This window comes from Methylibium sp. Root1272 (genome assembly GCF_001425905.1).
Taxonomy (GTDB): domain Bacteria; phylum Pseudomonadota; class Gammaproteobacteria; order Burkholderiales; family Burkholderiaceae_C; genus Methylibium.
The window spans coordinates 650,024-669,401 of sequence record NZ_LMDY01000013.1; the positions used below are offsets into that span (position 1 = coordinate 650,024).

A 19,378-nucleotide genomic window follows, 5' to 3' on the forward strand; every position below is an offset into this window, starting at 1 on the left:
ACTGCGTCAACGCCAGCCGAACATCATCTGCCGCGCCAGCAGCCGCTTGGCCGGCGACAACGCCTGCAGCGCCGCCAGCCCCAGCCCGCGGGCGCTGGCCAGGCCGGGCAGCGGCCAGGTGAAGCTGCGCGCCAGGAAGTCGGTCACGGCGATCAATGCCCAGCGGTCGGGGGCCCGCTGCCACTCCACCTGCTTCAGCGCGGCATCGATGCCACCGCCTCCGACCTGCGCCGAGCGCAGCGCGGCGACCAGCGCATGCGCGTCGCGCAGCCCAAGGTTCAGGCCCTGGCCGGCCACCGGATGCAGCGTCTGGGCCGCATTGCCGATGCGCACCGTACGGCCCTCGACCAGCGTGCGCTCGGCATTGAGCCCCAGCGCGAAGCGCTTGAGCGGCGTGATCGCCACGAGGCGACCGACTCTCGGATGGAACACCTGGTTCAGCACCGCGAGGCGCTGCGCGTCGTCGAGATCGTGGACCGGGTCATCGGCCGCTTCGACGCACCACACCAACGCCGCGCGCGCGGCGCCGTCGTGCATCGGCAGCGGCAGCAGCGCGGCCGGGCCCTGCGGCGTGAAGCGCTCGTAGGCGGTGCCGGCCGTCGCCGGGTCCGCGGGGCCGGCCAGCGTGACCTGGCCGACCCAGGCGGTCTGGCGGTAGTCGTGCGCCAGCGCCTTGCGCGCCTGCGTCGAGAACACGCCACCTTCGGCCACCACCGCCAGGTCGTGCAGTTCGGCGATCCCGGCGTCGACCTCCACGCCGCCCGCGGCTGGCTTGAGCGCTGCGACCGGCGTGCCGAAGCGGGCCGACAGCCGCTGCGGCTCCTTCGCCACCGCCTCGAACCAGGCCGCCTGCAGCGGCGCGACGATCGCGCCGTAGCTGGCCACCGCGCCGAGCTGGTCGACGCCGCACTCGGCCGCCGTCAGCAGCAGCTCGGGCGGCGGCAGGCGCAGCACCGAGGCCAGGCCGCTCAGCAGCAGCGCGGGCTGCTGCTGCGACACGTGCACCGCGGTGATCGCCGTGCTGGCCGGGGCGATGGTCGGCCAGACGCCCAGGCGCTCGAACTCCTGCACGCTGCCGAGCGAGAGCGCCAGCGTGCGCGGATCGCGCGACACATCCAGATCGGCGGGCCGCGCGTCGAACACGTGCACGCGGGCGTCGGGCAGCGCGCGGGCCGTGTGCAGCGCCAGCGCCAGGCCCACCGGACCGGCGCCGACCACCGCGAGTGAAAGTTCTGCTGCCATGGCCCGCCCTGCTGGCGGCCGTCCGACACGCCCCCGGAAGAGGGGCGGCGCATGACGGACCGCGGTCTATGATCCCGCCGCTATTGTGTTCGCTTCCCTCGCTGCAACCCGCTTCACTGGAGGTTCCCCATGGCACTGATGGATTTCATCAAGAAGCAGTTCATCGACATCCTCGAATGGACCGAGGGCGACGACGGCACGCTGGCCTGGCGCTACCCGATGGCCGGCAACGAGATCCAGTACGGCGGCTCGCTGACGGTGCGCGAATCGCAGATGGCGGTGTTCGTCAACGAGGGCAAGGTGGCCGACGTGTTCGGCCCCGGCATGTACAAGCTCACCACGCAGACGCTGCCGGTACTGACCTACCTGAAGAACTGGGACAAGCTGTTCCAGTCGCCATTCAAGAGCGACGTGTACTTCTTCAGCACGCGCCAGCAGGTCGACCAGCGCTGGGGGACGACACAGCCGGTGACGATCCGCGACAAGGACTTCGGCGCGGTGCGCCTGCGCGCGTTCGGCAACTACGCCTACCGCGTGGCCGATCCCAAGCTGTTCCACACCGAGATCTCGGGCACGCGCGAGCGCTACACCGTGGGCGACCTCGACGGCCAGCTGCGTGCGCTGATGTTGCAGCACATCAGCGACGCGGTGGCGTCCAGCGGCGTGCCCTTCCTCGACCTGGCGGCCAACCAGGTCGAGTTCGCGCAGCAGCTCGCCACCGTCACCGCGCCGGCGTTCGAGAAGATCGGCCTGAAGCTCGAGGGCGTGACGGTGCAGAACGTCTCGCTGCCCGAGGAGCTGCAGAAGGTGCTCGACCAGAAGATCGGCATGGGCATGGTCGGTGGCGACATGGGCAAGTTCATGCAGTACCAGACAGCGCAGGCGATCCCGAAGTTCGCCGAAGGCGGCGGGCAGGGGGGCGGTGGCATCGCCGGCGACGCGATGGGCCTGGGCGCCGGCGTCGCGCTGGGCCAGGTGCTCGCGCAGAACCTGCAGCAGGGCCTGCAGGGCGGCGGCGCGGCGGCGGCCCCCGCCGCGCCGGCCGCGATCGCGCCCGACCAGGTGATGGCGACGATCGAGAAGCTGGCCGACCTGAAGGCCAAGGGCATCCTCACCGACGAGGAGTTCGCGGCGAAAAAGGCCGAGCTGCTGAAGAAGCTGGTGTGAGGTGAAGGCCGGCCCCGACTCGCACGGCTGAGCCTTGGCCACCGAACCCTCGCCCCAGCGCGCCTACCGCGCCGCCTGCCCCAACTGCGGCGCGGCGGTCGAGTTCCGCTCGGCCGCGTCGGCGCTGGCGGTCTGCAGCTACTGCCGCAGCACGCTGCTGCGCGAGGGCGACGCGCTGCGGCGCATCGGCCAGAGCGCCGAGCTGTTCGACGACCACAGCCCGTTGCAGCTCGGCACCGCCGGGCGCTGGCAGGGTGCGGCGTTCACGTTGGTCGGCCGGCTGCAGGTGCGCTACGCGGGCGGCAGCTGGAACGAATGGCATGCGCTGTTCGACAGCGCCGACCCGACCGACACCGCACCACGCTCCGGCTGGCTCAGCGAGGACAACGGCGGCTACGTCTTCGGCTTCGAGGCGCCGGCGCCACCCGAGGCCTTACCGCCGCCCGAGGCGCTGCGCGTCGGGGCCCAGCAGGTGCTCGCCCGCGAGAGCTGGTCGGTCGCCAGCGTCACCACCGCGAAGCTGGGGGCCGCCGAGGGCGAGCTGCCTTTCGTGCCGGCGCTGGAGCGCGCCTACGTCGTCGCCGAGCTGCGCAACGCGCGAGGCGAGGTCGCCAGCATCGACTACGGCCCGGCCATCGACGGCCGGCCGCCGCGCTGGTACGTCGGCCGTGGCCTGCAGCTCGCCGAGCTGGCGCTGTCGGGCCTGCGAGAGGACGGCAGCACGCGCGAGCTGAAGGGACGCACGCTCGCCTGCCCGAGCTGCGGTGCGTCGCTGGCGGTGCAGCTCGACAGCACGCAGTCGATCGCCTGCCCGCAGTGCCATGCGGTGGTCGACCTGGGAGCACCCGGGGCGCAGGGCGCGGGCGCCGACCTGAAGCACTACGCGCAGGACACCCCAGGCGTCGCCGGTGGCGAGCCGTTGATCCCGCTAGGCCGCAGCGGCACGCTGACCCTCGGCGCCGGCGGGCCGCTGCCCTGGCAGGTGGTCGGCTATGTCGAGCGCTGCACGCTGCCCGAGGCCGGCGACGACGAGCAGAGCTTCTGGCGCGAGTACCTGCTCTACAACCGCCAAGCCGGCTTCGCTTTCCTGGTCGATGCCGAGGACGGCTGGAGCTGGGTGCGGCCGCTGACCGGCGCACCGCAGGTCAGCGGCGCCACCGCGCGCTGGCAGGGCGACAGCTACCGCGAGCTCTACCGCTACAGCGGCCAGATCACCTACGTGCTGGGCGAGTTCTACTGGCGGCTGGCGCGCGGCGAGCGCACCCGCAACACCGATTACCGCGGACCCGGCGGCAAGCAGCTCAACCGCGAGGAGACCGGCGAGGGCGGTGACGCCGAGGTCACCTGGTCGGCCGGTGCGGCGCTCGACGCCGACGTGCTGCTGAAGGCCTTCAAGCTCGACGACGGCCAGCGCACCGCGCTGCAGCGCGACGCCAAGCCGGTGTCGACTAAGGGCTTCGGCGGCATGGCCGGGCTGTTCCTCTTCCTGCTGTTCGTCGTGGTGGTGTTCTCGATGGTGCGCTGCGGCCGCGACGACTGCAGCGAGCTGCGTCGCACCTACGGCGAGGCCAGCAACGAATACCAGAGTTGCGCGCGCAACAGCGGCAGCGGCGGGCGCAGTTCGGGCGGGTCCTACGGTGGCTTCAGCACCGGCGGTGGCGGGCACAAGTAGCCTGCCGTAGATTCATCAACAGGAGCGACGCATCATGATGGGTATGGAGTGGCTGAGGCCGGGGGTCTTCTTCGGCTCGATCCTGTTCGCGCTGATCGGCGTGCTGGTGTTCTGGATCTGTTTCGTGATCATCGACAAGTTCACGCCCTACGACCTGTGGGCCGAGATCGTCGAGAAGCAGAACAAGGCGCTGGCGCTCGTGGTGGCGGCGATGTGCTTGGCGATCGGGCTGATCGTCGCCGCGGCGATCCATGGCTGAGCGCGCGCGCCCGGCGCAGCCGGCCGGCGCGTGAGCGAACCGGCGGCGCTCGATGCCGCGGCAGACGGCCGCGCGGCGGCGGTGCGTCCGGCCGAGGTGGCCTTGCTCGCCTCGGTGTTCGTCGTCGCGGCCTGCGGCCTGGTCTACGAGCTGGCGGCCGGGGCGCTGGCGAGCTACCTGCTCGGCGATTCGGTGCTGCAGTTCAGCACCGTCATCGGCGCCTACCTGTTCGCGATGGGCATCGGCTCCTGGCTGTCGCGACACATCGAGCGACAGCTGGTCGCGAACTTCCTGCGCATCGAGCTGCTGGTCGGCCTGATCGGCGGGCTGATGCCGGCGGCGCTGTTCGTCGCGCACAGCCTGTTGCCGGTCAGCGCGGTCGCGCCCTTTCGCACGCTGCTCTACGGGTTGGTGCTGGCGGTCGGCATTCTGGTGGGCCTGGAGATCCCGTTGGTGATGCGCCTGCTCAAGCGTCACTTCAGCGAACGCTACGCGCTGAAGGACCTGGTGTCGCAGGTGCTGACCTTCGACTACCTCGGTGCGCTGGCCGTGTCGGTCGCCTTCCCGCTGCTGCTGGTGCCGCAACTGGGGCTGGTGCGCACCGGTGTGGTGTTCGGCCTGTTGAACGTCGCCGTCGCGGTGTGGGCGCTGTGGCTGTTCCGCGCCGAGCTGCGGGCCTGGCGCGCACATGCACTGGCCTGCGCCGCGGTGCTCGCCGCGCTCGGTGCCGCGCTGCTGGGCGCCGACCGGCTCACGACCTGGGCCGAAGACCGCTTCTACGGCGACCGCATCGTCTTCAGCCAGAGCTCGCTCTACCAGCGCGTCGTCGTCACGTCGGGGTCGGCCGGCGTGCGGCTGTTCCTCAACGGCAACCTGCAGTTCCACTCGCGCGACGAATACCGCTACCACGAGGCGCTGGTGCACCCGGCGATGGCGGCGCATGGCGCGCCCAAGCGCGTGCTGGTGCTGGGTGGCGGCGACGGCATGGCGGTGCGCGAGGTGCTGAAGCATCCGGCGGTCGAGCACGTCACGCTGGTCGAGCTGGATCCGGCGATGACGCGGCTGTTCTCCACCGAGCCGTTGCTGACCGCGCTGAACGGCGAGGCGCTGAAGTCCCCGAAGCTCACGATCGTCAACGACGACGCCTTCGGCTGGCTGGACCGCCACGACGAGCTGTTCGACGTGATCGTGGTCGACTTCCCCGACCCCAGCAACCATGCGATCGGCAAGCTCTACTCGACCAGCTTCTATGCGCTGATGGCCCGCCATCTCGCGGCCTCCGGCTACGCCGTGGTCCAGACCACCTCGCCGCTGATCGCGCGCAAGAGCTTCTGGACGGTGGTGAGCACGATCGAGGCGGTGGGCCTGCAGGCGACGCCCTATCACGCGCACGTGCCGAGCTTCGGCGAATGGGGCTTCGTGCTGGCCGGCCAGCGGCCCTTTGCGCCGCCGCGCCGCTTGCCCGCCGGCCTGCGTTTCCTGACTGTCGCCGGCCTGCCCGCGCTGTTCGAATTCCCCCCCGACATGGCCCGCGTGCCTGCGGAGCCCAACCGCCTCAGCACCCAGGGGCTGGTTCACACCTTCGAAGAGGAATGGGGCCGCGTCCACCAGTGAGCCGCGCACGCCGTGCGCTGCTGGCGGCGGGCGGGGCGCTGGCCACGTGGCCGTGGCTGGCCGGCTGCGAGCGCGCGCCGGCCGAGGTGGCGGGCGGTTGGGTCGGCGCCGATGCGGAGCGGGGGCACGCGCTGCGCGACGGGCGGCTGCCGCGCGCCGATGCCGGCAGCGCGCGGCGCTGCAGCGTCGCCATCGTCGGCGCCGGCGTGGCCGGGCTCGCGGCGGCACGGGCGCTGCGCCGCGCCGGCATCGACGACCTGCGCCTGTTCGAGCTGGAAGACGCGGCCGGCGGCAATTCCCGCGCGCACGCCATGGGGGGCATGCGCTGTCCGCTCGGTGCGCACTACCTGCCGCTGCCGGGCCCCGAGGCGCGCGAGGTTGCGGAACTGCTGCATGAACTGGGCGTCGCGCGCAGCGAGGCCAGCCGCACGGTCTACGACGAGCGCCACCTCTGCCACGCGCCGCAGGAGCGCGTGTTCGTGCCGTCCGTCCAGGCCGATGCGACGGCGCCGGGTCGCTGGCACGAGGGCCTGCTGCCGCTGGACGGGGACGGGGCCGGCACGCTGGCGCAACTGCGCCGCTTCGCCGCCGAGGTGGCCGCGCTGCAGCGCACGCTGAGCTTCGCGATGCCCACGCTGCGCAGCGGCTGGAGCGCGGGCCTGGCCGCCCTCGACGCCCGGACCTTCGCGGCCTGGCTGAGTGCGCAGGGCTACGACGACGCGCGCCTGCTCGCCTATCTGGACTACTGCTGCCGCGACGACTATGGCGCCGGGCTCGGTCTCGTCTCGGCCTGGGCCGGGATTCACTACTTCGCGAGCCGCCACGGCTTCCACGCCCCCGGCGACGATGACGCCGAGCCGGCCGACGCGGTGCTGACCTGGCCCGAAGGCAATGCCTGGCTGACCGAACGACTCGTGCGCGGCCTTGACGATCGACTGCAGACCGCCGCGGTGCTGACCCGCATCACGCCGACGCGTCACGAGGTGGCGCTCGAGGTCTGGAATGCGCGGGCCGGGCGGCCGGAGCGCTGGCTGGCGCAGCAGGTCGTCGTCTGCGTGCCGCTGTTCGTCGCGGCGCGGTTGATCGACGCGCTGCCGGCGGCGCTGGCCGACGTGGCGCCGCGGCTCGTCCATGCGCCCTGGCTGGTCAGCAACCTGCAACTGCATGCGCCGCTGCTCGACCGGCCCGGGCCGCCGCCGGCCTGGGACAACGTGATCGCCGGCAGCCCGGCGCTGGGCTATGTCGACGCGATGCACCAGGGCCTGCGCCCGGTGCCCGGTCCGACGGTGCTGACGCACTACTGGGCGCTCGGCGGGCAGTCGCTCGCCGAACTGAAGGCGCAGCGCGCCCGCCTGCTGGAGGCGCCGTGGAGCGCCTGGCGCGACGCGGTGCTGGCCGATCTGCTGCCGGCGCACCCCGACCTGCCACGGCGGCTGGCGCGCATCGATTCGATGCGCTATGGCCACGCGATGATCGTTCCGACACCCGGGCTGCGCGGCGACGCGGCGCTGGCCGCGCTGGGCGCGGCGCAGGACCGGCTGCACTTCGCCCACGCCGACCTGTCGGCCGGTTCGGTGTTCGAGGAGGCCTACACGCGCGGCACACTGGCGGGCCAGGCCGTCGCGCGGACACTCGGCGACGCCAACACTTCGAGGAGATCGATATGAAGCCCCATCGCATCGCGGTGATTCCCGGCGACGGCATCGGACAGGAAGTGATGCCCGAGGGCCTGCGAGTGCTGGAGGCGGCAGCGCAGCGTTTCGAGCTGTCACTGCAGTTCGATCATTTCGACTGGGCCTGCGCCGACTACTGGCAGCGCACCGGGCAGATGCTGCCCGACGACTGGTTCGCGACGCTGAGCGGCTACGACGCCATCTACTTCGGCGCCGTCGGCTGGCCGGCCGTGGTGCCCGACCACGTGTCACTGTGGGGCTCGCTGCTCAAGTTCCGCCGCGAGTTCGACCAGTACGTCAACCTGCGCCCGGTGCGGCTGTTCGACGGCGTGCCGTGCCCGCTGGTCGACCGTGACGGTCGACCGCGCAAGCCCGGCGACATCGACTTCTTCGTCGTGCGCGAGAACACCGAGGGCGAATACACCAACCTCGGCGGCCGCCTCTTCGAAGGGACCGAGCGCGAGATCGTGATCCAGGAGTCGGTGTTCTCGCGCCACGGCACCGACCGGGTGATGAAGTTCGCCTTCGAGCTGGCCCAGTCGCGGCCGCGCAAGCACCTCACCGTGGCCACCAAGTCCAACGGCATCGCCATCAGCATGCCGTGGTGGGACGAGCGCGCCGACGCGATGGCGCAGGGCTACCCGGAGGTCACGGTCGACAAGCAGCACATCGACATCCTCAGTGCGCGCTTCGTCCTGCAGCCGACGCGTTTCGACGTCGTGGTCGCCAGCAACCTGTTCGGCGACATCCTCAGCGACCTGGGACCGGCCTGCACCGGCACCATCGGACTGGCGCCCTCCGCGAACCTGAATCCCCAGCGCCATTTCCCTTCGTTGTTCGAGCCGGTGCACGGTTCGGCGCCCGACATCTTCGGGCGCTCGATCGCGAACCCGGTGGCGATGATCTGGTCGGGAGCGCTGATGCTCGATTTCCTCGGCGGCTCGATCGGCGCGGACACCGCGCGCCACGTGCAGGCGCACGATGCCATCGTCGCGGCGATCGAGCGGGTGCTGGTCGAGGGGCCACGCACGCCCGACCTGGGCGGTGCCGCATCGACGTCGGCGATGGGCAGCGCGATTGCCGCGCAGGTGGCGGCCGGCGTGCGCTGAGCGCGGCAGTTCAGCGCATGCCGGCGCGGGTCAGCCGGTCGAGTTCGGCGCAGGCCGCCGCCTTGCCCTCGTTGAACACGACCACCTCGTTCGACAGCAGGCGGTTGCGGCTTTCGCGTGGCGCACCACTGTCGATCCGGTACGCCCAGTTCCACGGGCCCTTCTGGCGCCCCGTGGTCCACACCTCGATGGCCTTGCCTCGGTGTTCGAACCGCTCCTGCATCGTCGTCCCCTGTGTCGCGAGTCCTTACGCCACCATCATGGGGGCGTGTACGTTTTGTTTCATCCTCGATCTAGGTGGCGTCGTACCTGGGACAGGCCCGGGAATCGGGGGGACAGGGGTCGCCAGCGGAGAGATCGATGCGCCTTGAAAGATGCGAATGGTTCTCATTACAATCGAGTCCACGGCGCAGGTCACTGAACCCGTGTCATAGCAGCCAGGGCCTTCGCCCGAGCCAGTCCGACGACTCACCACGCCCGCGTTCGCGCGGTGGAGGCTCGCAATGAACCGCAACGATCCCGATGGCGCCGTGCGCCGTCCGCCGGCCGAACTGTCGGAAGACGACGTCGAACAGGCCGCACTGCCGACCGCCGAGGCCCTGCTGGCGGGCACGCTGGCCCTGATGACCGGCGTGGTGGAGCGGGCCGCGATGGCCCAGCCGCTCGCGGCGCATGGTCAAAGCCTGTTGATGGCGGCCAAGGTGCGCAAGCAACTCGGCTGCCTGAGCCATCACCCGCAGTTGAGCGAAGGGTTCCGCCTCACGCTGCATCGCCTGCGCGTGCACTGGGATCGCCTGACGCCGATCGCCGACCCGTCGGGCGCCGTCGGAGCCGATCCGGTCGAAGCGGCGCAGCGGCTGTGGCACCGCGCCCCCGGGCAATTGCAATAGCGCCGGGCGCGGCGATCAGCCGCGCATCAGCGCCTCGATCTCGTCGGGCCGCACCGGCACGCCCCGGCTCAGCAGCTCGCAGCCGTCGGGCGTGACGAGCGCATCGTCCTCGATGCGGATGCCGAGGTGCCAGTAGCACTCCGGCACGTCGGGCGCCGGCCGCACGTAGAGCCCGGGCTCGATCGTCACCACCATGCCCGGCTGCAGGCGGCGTGACGGCTTCTTGACCGTGAGGCCGCCGAGCCCGTCGGGCTGCTCGATCGGCGCCTCGTCGAGCGCGAGGTACTCGCCGGCATCGTGCACGTCCAGCCCCAGCCAGTGGCCGGTGCCGTGCATGTAGAAGCGTCGGTAGGCGGCGCTGGCCACCACGTCGTCGACGCCACCATGCCGGTCGCGGTCGAGCAGGCCCAGGTCCAGCAGGCCGGCGCTCAGCGCGTGCACTGCGGCCCAGTGGCTGTCGGTCTTGCGGGCGCCGGGTCGGGTGTGGTCGATCGCCGCTGCCTGTGCGGCCAGCACCACTTCGTAGAGCGCGCGCTGCGGCGCCGTGTAGCGGCCGTCGACGGGAAAGCTGCGCGTGATGTCGCTCGCGTAGCTGCCGTACTCGCAGCCGGCGTCGATCAGGCACAGCTCGCCGGGCCGCAGTTCGGCATCGCCGGCCGCGTAATGCAGCACGCAGGCATTGCGGCCTGCGGCGACGATGCTCGTGTAGGCCGGGCCGCTGGCACCGCTGCGGCGGAACTCGTGCAGCAGCTCGGCCTCGAGCTGGTACTCGCGCAGGCCGGGCCGGCAGGCCCGCATCGCGCGCACGTGACCGGCCGCACCGATCTCGCCGGCGCGGCGCATCAGCGCCACCTCGTGCGGGTCCTTGAACAGGCGCATCTCGTCGAGCAGCCGAGCCAGGTCGCGTTGCTGCGTCGGCGCCTCGATGCCGGCACGTGATCGTGCGCGCACGGCGTCCAGCCATCCTGCGACCCGGGAGCCGAGGCCCTCGTGTCCGCCGAACGGAAACCACACCGTCGCACGGTTGGCCAGCCGCTGCGGCAACACCGCGTCCAGCGCCTCGATCGGCAGCGCTTCATCCACGCCCAGCGCGGCGGGCGCGGCCTCGGGCCCGAGCCGGTAGCCGTCCCAGATCTCGCGCTCCTCGTCCTTGGGGCGGCACAGCAGCAGGCTGCGCCCGGTGTGGTCAAGGACGAGCAGCGCACCGGGTTCGGAGAAGCCGGTCAGGTAGTAGAACGCACTGTCGTGGCGATAGGGGTGTTCGCTGTCGGCGTTGCGGGTGCGCTCCGGCGCGGTCGGCAGCACGGCGACGCCGCCACCGGCCTCGCGCAGCGCGGCGCCGAGGCGAGCGCGACGCTCGGCATAGACGGAGGGGCTCATGGGGCGATGCGGTTCTGGGTACGCTTGCAGTGTAGTGAGCAGCGTCGCAGCGTTCCCCGGCGCGCGTCCGACCGATCCCCGACGACCAGGAGTTCCTCTCATGCAATACCGTCGTCTAGGCCGCTCCGGCCTGCAGGTCAGTGAACTGTCACTCGGGTCCTGGGTGACCTATCACAACCAGGTGGACGTGAGCGCCGCGAAGGACATGCTCGCGGCTGCCTTCGACGCCGGTGTCAACTTCTTCGACAACGCCGAGATCTATGCCAACGGTCGCAGCGAAACCATCATGGGCGAAGCCCTCCGCCAGCTCAGGCTGCCGCGGCTCGACGTCGTCGTGTCGACCAAGTTCTTCTGGGGACTGGATCGTGCGAAGCCGGGCGAGCGGCCGCGCATCAACGGCCAGGACACGCTGAACCGCAAGTACCTGCACCAGGCCATCGACGGCGCGCTGCAGCGGCTGCAGCTCGACTTCGTCGACCTCGTGTTCTGCCACCGGCCCGACCCGCACACGCCCATCGAGGAGACCGTCTGGGCCTTCCACGACCTCATCAACCGCGGCAAGCTGCTCTACTGGGGCACCAGCGAATGGAGCGCGCAGGAAATCCGCGCTGCATGGGAGATCGCGGACAAGCACCACCTGCACAAGCCGGTGATGGAGCAGCCGCAGTACCACCTGTTCCACCGCCGCCGCGTCGAGGAGGAGTACGCGCGGCTTTACGAGGACATCGGCCTGGGCCTGACCACCTGGAGCCCGCTCGCGAGCGGCCTGCTGACCGGCAAGTACCGCCGCGGCATCCCCGAGGGCAGCCGTGGCGCGCTCGAGAACATGGCCTTCCTGCGCGACGGCCTCACGGATCCGGCGAAGAACGCCGCGGTCGGCCAGCTCGAGGAGATCGCCGCCGATCTGGGCGGCACGGTCGCGCAACTCGCGATCGCCTGGGCCAACCGCAATCCGCGTGTCAGCACCGTGATCCTCGGTGCCAGCCGCATCACGCAGCTGCAGGACAACCTGAAGGCCCTGGCGCTGACGCCCCGGCTCACGCCGGAGGTGCTGGCACGGATCGATGCGGCGACGAAGCCGCTGGCGGCCTGAGCCGGCTCAGCCCGGGCCGCCGCGGTTCAGCGCCAGCGGATCGATCCGGTTCGACGGGTGCACCGGCACCGGCTCCAACATGGCGCGGCGCGCGGCCGAGCGCTTGTCGGCAGCGGCCCGGCGCCGATTGTCGGCCACCACGTCCATCTGCATGCGCACGAAGTTGGCCAGGCGCTCGATCTCGGCCTCGCCGCCGAACAGCGCGCCGGTGCGCGGCAGCTTCACCGCCTTGCCGTCACGCATGACCAAAGCGAGATAGCAGGCGCTGGGGCGGGCCCAGACGGGAATCCGAGACGCCCGCGGGCGTCGCTCGACGACGTTGACCTCGCTCAGGTCCGACACCGCGACGCGACGCGCCGAATGCCGCCAGCCGCGACGCCACGAGACGAACTTGACGCTCGCCGCCACCCGCTCCCAGGTCCACAGGTCCCAGGCCACGGCGCCGAGCCAGACCAGGCCGGCGGGCCACAGTGGCCAGTCCTTGAACTGCAGGCCGGCCGCGGCGGCCAGGCCGCTGGCCAGCAGCAAGCCGGCCGTGCCCAGCACCTGGGGCTCGCCCGGAGTCCACAGGCTGCGGTGGTAGACGACCGAGTCGGTGTGGTCGCCGGACACCGGCTCATGTGCCAGCCAGGCCGCCCGCAGGCCGCGCACGGCGCCGCGCTGCAGCAGCACGGCGACCGCCACGCTCAGCAACCAGACCAGCGGTGATCCCACCGCGCCCCCGTCCATCGTTCTCAGCTCCCATCTTGCAAGGCCTGCCAGCGCTGCGGTGTGCCGACATCGGTCCAGGGCCCCAGGTAGAGGCTGCCGCTGATCCGGTCGCGGGCGATCGCCGCATCGAAGTGGGGCCGCAGCGGCGCCTTCTGCCCCGGCTGCACGCCCTCGACGAGCTTCGATTGGAACAAGCCCACGGTGGAGTACGTGTAACGAGGGATGACCGCCGCGTCGTCGCCGGCCAGGATGCGGCCTTTGTCACTGAGTCCGAAGTCGCCGCGGGGGTGTTGTGGCGGGTTGGGCACCAGCCAGAGGTGGGCCAGATCGCCGCCGGCCATGAAGTCGTTCACGTGATGCGCGTCGAAGCGGAAGCCCGGCATGTAGGCGTCGCCGGCCATGACCCAAAAGGTGTCCGATTGCAACAGCGGTAGCGCGGTGGCGATGCCGCCGGCGGTCTCGAGCGCACCGCCGTAGCGCCGGCCCTCCATCGAGTAGCGGATGCTGAGCCCGAAGCGCGAGCCGTCGCCCAGCGTGGCCGGGAACTGCTCCTCGAGCCAGGCCGTGTTGATGACCACGTGGCGCACGCCGTCGCGTGCCAGCGCCTCGAGCTGCCACTCGATCAGCGGCTTGCCGTGCACGGGCAGCAGCGGCTTGGGCGTGCGGTCGGTCAGCGGGCGCATGCGCTCGCCGCGGCCGGCGGCGAGGATCAGCGCGGGCGCGTTCATGGCGCCGCTCCGCGGCGCAGCGCGTGGCGCTCGGTGCGAGCGGGAGCGAAGGCTTCGAGCAGCCGCGCGATCACCGCCTCGGCGCGCGCCGAGTTGTCGGTATGGCGATGGCAGACGTAGAGATCCAGCGTCACCGCGTCCAGTTCCGGCCAGGTGTGCACCGCGAGATGCGATTCGGCGAGCAACAGCACGCCGGTGACGCCGCGAGGTTCGCCGTCCTCGGCGGGGAAGGGATGGAAGCATTCACCGACCGGCTGCAGGCCGGCGTCGAGAACCGCCTCCATGCACAGAGCGCGCAGCGCCGACACGTCGACCAGGGCAGTGCTGCCGCGGCGGCAGCCGCTCAAATCGGCGGTGAGGTGCAGACCCTGCATGGGTGGCGCGACGGGGCTCGTAAAATCGTCGATTCTGCCGCTTCCGTGGCGCCCTTTTCCCCTGCAAACCATGGCTGCCCTCGAATCCCGCACGCCCGCCACCCCCGACACCTCGCTGATGGCCAACGCGATCCGCGCGCTGGCGATGGACGCGGTGCAGCAGGCCAACTCCGGCCACCCCGGCGCGCCGATGGGCATGGCCGACATCGCGGTCGCGCTGTGGGGCCGGCACCTGCGCCACAACCCGGCCAACCCGGCCTGGGCCGACCGCGATCGCTTCGTGCTGAGCAACGGCCACGGTTCGATGCTGATCTATGCGCTGCTGCACCTGACCGGCTATGCGCTGCCGCTCGAGGAACTGCGCAACTTCCGCCAGTTGCACAGCAAGACGCCCGGCCACCCCGAGGTCGGCATCACGCCCGGCGTCGAGACGACCACCGGCCCGCTGGGCCAGGGCCTCAGCAATGCGGTCGGCATGGCGCTGGCCGAGAAGCTGCTGGCGACCGAGTTCAACCGCGACGGCCATGCCATCGTCGACCACCACACCTACGTCTTCCTCGGCGACGGCTGCCTGATGGAGGGCATCAGCCACGAGGCCAGCGCGCTGGCGGGCGCCTGGAAGCTCGACAAGCTGATCGCGCTGTACGACGACAACGGCATCAGCATCGACGGCCAGGTGGCGCCGTGGTTCGTGGACGACACCGCGAAGCGTTTTGCGGCCTATGGCTGGAACGTCATCGGGCCGATCGACGGCCACGACGTGGATGCGGTCGATGCGGCGATCACGCAAGCGAAACGCAGCACCGGCCAACCCAGCTTCATCGTCTGCAAGACCGCGATCGGCAAGGGTTCACCGAACCGCGCCAACACCGCCAAGGCGCACGGCGAGCCGCTCGGCGCCGAGGAGATCGCGCTCACACGGGCCGCGCTCGGCTGGCCGCATGCGCCGTTCGAGATCCCGGCCGAGGCCTACAACGACTGGGACGCCAAGGACGCCGGTGCCAACCTGCAGGCCGACTGGGAAGGCCGCTTCGAGGCCTACCGCGCCGACCATCCTGCCGCTGCGGCCGAGTTCGAACGCCGGATGGCGGGCGCGCTGCCGGAGAATTTCGCGCAGATCGCGGTGGACGCCGCGATCGCCGCGCACGCCAAGGCCGAGACGGTCGCCAGCCGCAAGGCCAGCCAGCTCGCGCTGGAGGCCTTCACCGCCGCATTGCCCGAACTGCTGGGCGGCAGCGCCGACCTCACCGGCTCGAACCTCACCAACACCAAGAGCACGCCAGCGCTGCGCTTCGACGCGGCCGGCGCATCGAACGGGGGCCGCCACATCAACTACGGCGTGCGCGAGTTCGGCATGGCGGCGGTGATGAACGGCATCGCGCTGCACGGTGGCTTCATTCCCTACGGCGGTACCTTCCTGACCTTCAGCGACTACTCGCGCAACGCCATCCGCATGGCTGCGCTGATGAAGCAACGCGTGATCCACGTCTTCACGCACGACAGCATCGGCCTCGGCGAGGACGGCCCGACGCACCAGAGCGTCGAGCACGCCGCGAGCCTGCGGCTGATCCCGAACCTGGACGTCTGGCGCCCCGCCGACACCGCCGAGACCACCATCGCGTGGACCAAGGCCCTGCTGAACGCCGACCGTCCGACCGCGCTGCTGCTGTCGCGCCAGAACCTGCCCTACCTGCCGAAGGCCGGGCTCGACGAGGTGGCGCGCGGCGCCTACGTGCTGGCCGAGCCGGCCGAGGTCGGCCTGAAGAAGAAGGCGCAGGCGGTGCTCATCGCCACCGGCTCCGAGGTGCAGCTCGCGCTGCATGCGCAGCAGCAGCTCGCCGCCGCCGGCATTGCGGTGCGCGTGGTGTCGATGCCCAGCAGCACCACCTTCGATCGCCAGGACCTGGCCTACAAGCGCCGCGTGCTGCCCGACGGGCTGCCGCGTGTCGCGGTGGAAGCTGGCGTCACCGACGGCTGGTGGAAGTACGGCTGCGCGGCGGCGGTCGGCCTCGACACCTACGGCGAATCGGCCCCCGCCAGCGCGCTGTTCAAGCACTTCGGCTTCACGGCCGAGAACGTGACCGCGACCGTGCGCCGGGTGCTGAAGAAGTGAGGGCCCGCCCGTCGCTGCGAAGCTCCGTGACATCTGCCGCGGGGAGCGCGGCCGGATGCCGGGGCGGGTGCGGTGTCGCGGCGCGTTTTGTCGTCGAATGCTCGCCTGAATGAATCCGGATTGAACCGAAGCTGAGGAAGACCCACACCATGACCATCAAAGTTGCCATCAATGGCTACGGCCGCATCGGCCGCAACGTGCTCCGCGCCCACTACGAGGGCGGCAAGAAGCATGACATCCAGATCGTCGCGATCAACGACCTGGGCGACCCGAAGACCAACGCCCACCTGACCCAGTACGACACCGCGCACGGCAAGTTCCCGGGCACGGTCAGCGTCGATGGCGACTACATGGTGATCAACGGCGACAAGATCCGCGTGCTGGCCAACCGCAACCCGGCCGAGCTGCCCTGGGGCGAACTGGGCGTGGACGTCGTGATGGAGTGCACCGGCTTCTTCACCACCAAGGAGAAGGCCTCGGCGCACCTGAAGGGCGGCGCCAAGAAGGTCATCATCTCGGCGCCGGGTGGCAAGGACGTGGACGCGACCATTGTCTACGGCGTCAACCATGGCGTGCTGAAGGCCACCGACACCGTGATCAGCAACGCCAGCTGCACCACCAACTGCCTGGCGCCGCTGGTCAAGCCGCTGCACGAGAAGATCGGCCTCGAGTCGGGCCTGATGACCACCATCCACGCCTACACCAACGACCAAGTGCTGACGGATGTGTACCACGAGGACCTGCGCCGCGCGCGCAGCGCCACGCAGTCGATGATCCCGACCAAGACCGGCGCCGCCGCCGCGGTGGGCCTGGTGCTGCCCGAGCTGAACGGCAAGCTCGACGGCTTCGCGATCCGCGTGCCGACCATCAACGTGTCGGTGGTCGACCTGACCTTCACCGCCAAGCGCGCGACCACGCTCGAGGAAGTCAACGCCGTGCTGAAGGCCGCATCCGAAGGCGAGCTCAAGGGCATCCTGGCCTACAACACCGCACCGCTGGTCAGCGTGGACTTCAACCACGACCCGGCGTCCAGCACCTTCGACGCGACGCAGACCCGCGTCTCGCCGGACGGCAAGCTCGTCAAGGTGCTGAGCTGGTACGACAACGAGTGGGGCTTCAGCAATCGCATGCTGGACACCACGGTAGCGCTGATGGCTGCCAAGTAATCACGGCGCTTCGCAGGTCTGCCGCCGGACAAAGGCCCTACGGGGCCTTTTTCGTGGGCTGGCGTTGCACCATCGGGTAAAGCTCTGTCAACGCAGGCCGATACCGAGCGTGAGATGTCAAGCTCGGTGCGGTCGCGCCCCTACACTCCGTTCATCGTTTTTTCGATATCCCCGATGCACTCAATGCAAGCCGCTGCCCGTGTTCTCGCGGCACTCGTCGCGCTGTTTGTCGTTCAGCCGATGGTCGTGGGCACCGCGGTGGCCGCCGCTGGCGCGGCAGACGACGTGCCGTCGGCGCGGGTGATCGTCAAGTACCGTGATGACGCAGTTCGCGGCTCCAGCAGCGGCCGGGTCGGCGTTGCCGATGTCGGTCGGGGGGCGGCGGTGCAGCGGCTCGCAGCTCGCATGGATGCGGTGGCACAGCGTCGTGGCGTCGCGCTGCGCGCTCATCGGGCAATCACCGAACGTACCCAGGTCGTGCTGGCGCGAGGCATCGATTCGGAGACATTGGCGCGGCGGCTCGGCACGGATCCGGACGTGGAATACGCGGTGGTCGATCGTCGGGTGAGGCCGCTGGCCGTGCCGAACGATCCGTTGCATACGCTCGGCGGCGCCGACGGCCCTGCCGTAGGGCAGTGGTACCTGCGCACGTCTGCCGCCCCTTCGCTTTCGGCGATCGATGCCACGCGGGCCTGGGACATCACGCAAGGCAGCGCCGGCGTGGTGGTAGCCGTGCTGGATACGGGGGTGCGTTTCGACCACCCCGACCTCGCAGGCAAGTTGCTGGCCGGCTACGACTTCGTCAGCACGCTGCCGGAATCGAACGATGGGACCGGGCGCGACAGCAATGCCAGTGATCCGGGCGACTGGATCACGCAGCAGGAAGACAACTCGTTGGGCGGAGATTTCTATCACTGCACCACGCCGGATTCGCTGGGCAACTACAACGGCGCCCCGAGTTCGTGGCATGGCACGCAGGTCTCCGGCATCTTGGGCGCGCTCACGAACAATGGCGTGGGTATGGCCGGGGCAGGCTGGAATACCCGCGTCCTGCCTGTCCGTGTGCTCGGCAAGTGCGGCGGCTACGTATCGGATGTGGTGATCGGCATGCGCTGGGCAGCCGGGCTGGTCGTGCCCAACGTTGCGGCCAACCCGAATCCGGCGCGGGTACTCAACCTCAGCCTGGGCACCGTGGGCGCTTGCGGCGAATACCAGGACGCGGTCGATGACGTGGTGGCCGCCGGGGCACTGGTGGTGGCAGCGGCGGGCAACACAAATGGTCATGCAGTTGGTGCGCCGGGCAATTGCAGCGGCGTGATGGCCGTCGGGGGCCTGCGTCACTCCGGAACCAAGGTCGGTTTTTCCGATCTTGGGTCGGCGGTCTCGATCAGTGCTCCCGCAGGCAACTGCGTCAACGGCTTCGGGCCTTGCCTCTATCCTTTGCTCACCACGACCGACTCAGGGGCACAGGGGCCGGCATCGTCGACCTACACCGACGGGACGAACAACATCACCGTCGGTACCAGCTTCTCGGCACCCTTGGTGTCGGGTGTGGCCGCTCTGATGCTTGCGGTGCAGCCGACGCTCACGCCGGACGAGATCCGTAGCCTGATCCAGGGTGGTTCTCGGCGCTTCCCGACCAGCAGTGCGCCCGCCTGTACGGCACCGCGCTTCGACGGCAACGGCGATCCCATCGACCAGGACGAATGCGATTGCACCACCGCCACCTGCGGTGCGGGCATGCTTGATGCATATGCGGCCGTGCGGTCCGCGGCTGCGGGCCTGATCGCCGATATCGTTGTCAACACACCGACGCCAAGGGCTGGGCAAGACGTTTCCTTGACCGCCGACGTGTTCCGTCTGATCAACGGCCGCAACCTCAGCAGCCTCAGCTGGAGCCTGGTCGATGGCGGTGGCATCGTCAGCGGCAGTGTCGCCGGGTGCTCGACCAACTGTGTCGTCACGCCGAGCGGCTCGGGCACCTTCACCGTCGCGGTCACGGTGACCGATGACAACAACCCCCCCACGCAGTCGACAGTGTCTCGGCGCGTGACCGTGGCGGCCGCATCGTCGGGCGGCGGTGGAGGGGGTGGTGGCGGCGCGCTGGGCCTGGGCTACCTGGGAGCGCTGCTGGTCGCAGTGATCGCTGCGCGCCATCTGCAGCGGCGCCCACGGTCCGCCGTCTGA

At 70.4% G+C, this 19,378-nt stretch carries 17 protein-coding genes; 11 read left to right on the plus strand and 6 right to left on the minus strand.

Going from position 1 to position 19,378, the window contains the following annotated elements; genetic code table 11:
* Positions 1-6: 6 nt before the first annotated feature.
* On the minus strand, positions 7-1,242 hold the full coding sequence (locus ASC67_RS12080) for an FAD-dependent monooxygenase (protein ID WP_056320457.1): 1,236 nt from the start codon (positions 1,240-1,242) through the stop codon (positions 7-9).
* 129 nt (positions 1,243-1,371) lie between these two features.
* On the opposite strand from ASC67_RS12080, the gene ASC67_RS12085 reads away from it, so the two are divergent.
* The 6 genes from ASC67_RS12085 to ASC67_RS12110 are packed head-to-tail and all read left to right on the plus strand — an operon-like array spanning position 1,372 to position 8,736.
* On the plus strand, positions 1,372-2,409 hold the full coding sequence (locus ASC67_RS12085) for an SPFH domain-containing protein (protein WP_056320462.1): 1,038 nt from the start codon (positions 1,372-1,374) through the stop codon (positions 2,407-2,409).
* 34 nt (positions 2,410-2,443) lie between these two features.
* Entirely contained in the window at positions 2,444-4,081 is a 1,638-nt protein-coding gene (locus ASC67_RS12090) for a DUF4178 domain-containing protein (RefSeq protein ID WP_056320467.1), read from the plus strand.
* A 34-nt stretch (positions 4,082-4,115) separates the two neighbouring features.
* Entirely contained in the window at positions 4,116-4,340 is a 225-nt protein-coding gene (locus tag ASC67_RS12095) for a DUF350 domain-containing protein (protein WP_056320471.1), read from the plus strand.
* 30 nt (positions 4,341-4,370) lie between these two features.
* A complete protein-coding gene (locus ASC67_RS12100; protein WP_056320474.1) occupies positions 4,371-5,954 on the plus strand; it encodes a polyamine aminopropyltransferase in 1,584 nt (527 codons plus the stop codon).
* Positions 5,951-7,621 (plus strand): FAD-dependent oxidoreductase, encoded by a 1,671-nt coding sequence (locus ASC67_RS12105; RefSeq protein WP_235566298.1) that lies wholly within the window; start codon positions 5,951-5,953, stop codon positions 7,619-7,621. The genes ASC67_RS12100 and ASC67_RS12105 overlap by 4 nt, the downstream gene beginning before the upstream one ends.
* Positions 7,618-8,736: a tartrate dehydrogenase gene (locus tag ASC67_RS12110; RefSeq protein WP_056320477.1), complete on the plus strand. Its 1,119-nt coding sequence runs from the start codon at positions 7,618-7,620 to the stop codon at positions 8,734-8,736. The genes ASC67_RS12105 and ASC67_RS12110 overlap by 4 nt, the downstream gene beginning before the upstream one ends.
* Before the next feature lie 10 nt (positions 8,737-8,746).
* Here the strand turns inward: ASC67_RS12110 and ASC67_RS12115 are convergent, their stop codons facing one another.
* Positions 8,747-8,959 carry a hypothetical protein gene (locus ASC67_RS12115; RefSeq protein WP_056320482.1) on the minus strand — a complete coding sequence of 71 codons (213 nt, stop codon included), beginning with the start codon at positions 8,957-8,959 and terminating at the stop codon, positions 8,747-8,749.
* A 280-nt stretch (positions 8,960-9,239) separates the two neighbouring features.
* On the opposite strand from ASC67_RS12115, the gene ASC67_RS12120 reads away from it, so the two are divergent.
* Positions 9,240-9,626, plus strand: coding sequence for a hypothetical protein (locus ASC67_RS12120; protein ID WP_056320488.1), 387 nt, complete (start codon positions 9,240-9,242; stop codon positions 9,624-9,626).
* A 15-nt stretch (positions 9,627-9,641) separates the two neighbouring features.
* On the opposite strand, the gene ASC67_RS12125 is transcribed toward ASC67_RS12120, so the two are convergent.
* Positions 9,642-11,006 (minus strand): aminopeptidase P N-terminal domain-containing protein, encoded by a 1,365-nt coding sequence (locus ASC67_RS12125; protein ID WP_056320493.1) that lies wholly within the window; start codon positions 11,004-11,006, stop codon positions 9,642-9,644.
* A gap of 100 nt (positions 11,007-11,106) precedes the next feature.
* Here ASC67_RS12125 and ASC67_RS12130 point away from each other — a divergent pair, with 100 nt between their 5' ends.
* Positions 11,107-12,099: an aldo/keto reductase gene (locus tag ASC67_RS12130; RefSeq protein WP_056320498.1), complete on the plus strand. Its 993-nt coding sequence runs from the start codon at positions 11,107-11,109 to the stop codon at positions 12,097-12,099.
* A 6-nt stretch (positions 12,100-12,105) separates the two neighbouring features.
* Here ASC67_RS12130 and ASC67_RS12135 read toward each other — a convergent pair whose 3' ends face one another.
* The 3 genes from ASC67_RS12135 to speD are packed head-to-tail and all read right to left on the minus strand — an operon-like array spanning position 12,106 to position 13,912.
* Complete coding sequence (locus ASC67_RS12135; RefSeq protein ID WP_235566299.1) at positions 12,106-12,813, minus strand: hypothetical protein; 708 nt, start codon at positions 12,811-12,813, stop codon at positions 12,106-12,108.
* Positions 12,814-12,833: 20 nt separating this feature from the next.
* Positions 12,834-13,538, minus strand: a complete 705-nt coding sequence (gene murU / locus ASC67_RS12140; RefSeq protein WP_056320506.1) for an N-acetylmuramate alpha-1-phosphate uridylyltransferase MurU — start codon at positions 13,536-13,538, stop codon at positions 12,834-12,836.
* Positions 13,535-13,912 carry an adenosylmethionine decarboxylase gene (gene speD / locus ASC67_RS12145; protein ID WP_056320510.1) on the minus strand — a complete coding sequence of 126 codons (378 nt, stop codon included), beginning with the start codon at positions 13,910-13,912 and terminating at the stop codon, positions 13,535-13,537. Before speD ends, murU begins: the two co-directional genes overlap by 4 nt.
* Positions 13,913-13,982: 70 nt before the next feature.
* Between speD and tkt the strand changes: the two genes are divergently transcribed.
* From tkt to ASC67_RS12165, 3 genes are all read left to right on the plus strand, one after another.
* A complete protein-coding gene (gene tkt, locus ASC67_RS12150) occupies positions 13,983-16,025 on the plus strand; it encodes a transketolase (RefSeq protein WP_082535977.1) in 2,043 nt (680 codons plus the stop codon).
* Between the two features lie 149 nt (positions 16,026-16,174).
* On the plus strand, positions 16,175-17,191 hold the full coding sequence (gene gap / locus ASC67_RS12155; protein WP_056320514.1) for a type I glyceraldehyde-3-phosphate dehydrogenase: 1,017 nt from the start codon (positions 16,175-16,177) through the stop codon (positions 17,189-17,191).
* 183 nt (positions 17,192-17,374) lie between these two features.
* Positions 17,375-19,378 carry a S8 family serine peptidase gene (locus ASC67_RS12165; protein ID WP_162245631.1) on the plus strand — a complete coding sequence of 668 codons (2,004 nt, stop codon included), beginning with the start codon at positions 17,375-17,377 and terminating at the stop codon, positions 19,376-19,378.